Origin of the sequence: Xanthobacter autotrophicus, assembly GCF_029991245.1 — a bacterium.
Classification (GTDB): domain Bacteria; phylum Pseudomonadota; class Alphaproteobacteria; order Rhizobiales; family Xanthobacteraceae; genus Xanthobacter; species Xanthobacter autotrophicus_C.
Genome location: NZ_JAIVFO010000304.1, coordinates 1 through 1097 on the forward strand (window position 1 = coordinate 1; position 1097 = coordinate 1097).

General features: G+C 74.2%; 1 protein-coding gene and 1 pseudogene. One reads left to right on the plus strand and one right to left on the minus strand.

Going from position 1 to position 1097, the window contains the following annotated elements; translation table 11 throughout:
- Nucleotides 1-510: dihydrofolate reductase (locus tag K9U41_RS22910; RefSeq protein WP_349237871.1), on the plus strand; the 510-nt coding region annotated here is incomplete at its 5' end.
- A gap of 113 nt (nt 511-623) precedes the next feature.
- Here K9U41_RS22910 and K9U41_RS22915 read toward each other — a convergent pair.
- Nucleotides 624-1097 (minus strand): annotated as a pseudogene (locus K9U41_RS22915) (hypothetical protein); the annotation flags it as partial.

Sequence of the window (1097 nt, forward strand, 5' to 3'; positions counted from 1 at the left end):
CCTTTGGCCCTCGTGGTCGCGGTGTCGCAGAACGGGGTGATCGGCGCCGGCGGCGGCCTGCCGTGGCGCCTGCCCTCGGACCTCAAGCGCTTCCGCGCGCTCACCTGGGGCAAGCCGCTGCTCATGGGCCGGCGCACCTATGAGTCCATCGGCCGTCCGCTGCCGGGGCGGACCTCCGTGGTGGTCAGCACCGATCCCGCCTTCACGGTGCCGGACGGGGTGCTGAAGGGCGCGAGCCTTGATGAGGGGCTGCGCCTTGCCGATGAGGCGGCGGACGCCATGGGCGCGGACGAGATCATGGTCATCGGCGGCGCCCGCCTGTTCCACGATACGCTGCCCCTGGCCAGCACGCTGCATTTCACGCAGGTCCATGCCGCGCCGGAGGGCGATGTCTTCTTCCCGGCGTTCGATCAGGCCCAATGGCGCGAGATTGCGCGGGAAGGTCCTATCCAGGGCGAGAAGGACGAGGCCGCCTTCACCTCCATGACCCTGGCGCGCGTCGGCGCCTGAAGCCGGCCCCTGCGCCCGACGCCGAAGGCTCGTTCAGGCGGTCGCTGGCTTGACCGGGGCGGACTGCCGTCCCCGGCCAAAACCTGCGCACCAAGATCTGGAAACCAAGCGCCTTATTGCGCGCCCACGAGGCCCGGTGGGCGGGGCAGGTCGCCGAAGCCACGGGTGGGCGGCAGCGAGGTCTCCGGCGGCAGCGGCGCGAACACGCGCGGCGGCGGCTCCGGCTGTGCCCGCTCGGTCCGCCGCGGGGGCGGCTGGCGTGCCACGGGCGGGCGTCGCTCGGTGGCGGCTGCCTCCGGCGTGGCGCGGGCGCCTTCGCGCGCGTCCTGATGCGACGGGCCGGATTGCGATTCGGCCGGGGTTGCGGTTCCGGCCGCGCCCGACGCGGTGGGCACGCCGAAGCCGACCGGAGGCGCCTCCCGCCGCTCGATGGCCTGAGGAAACGGAGCCGGCTGAGGCATCGGAACGGGCTGGGGCGCCACCGCTTGCGTGGGTGCGGCGGGTGCCGGTTGTTGCTGCGCGGGGGCAGGAGAAACCGGTTGCTGGGCAGGCGCAGCCTGGGCCGCGGGCGCCGCGGGGATCGGGGC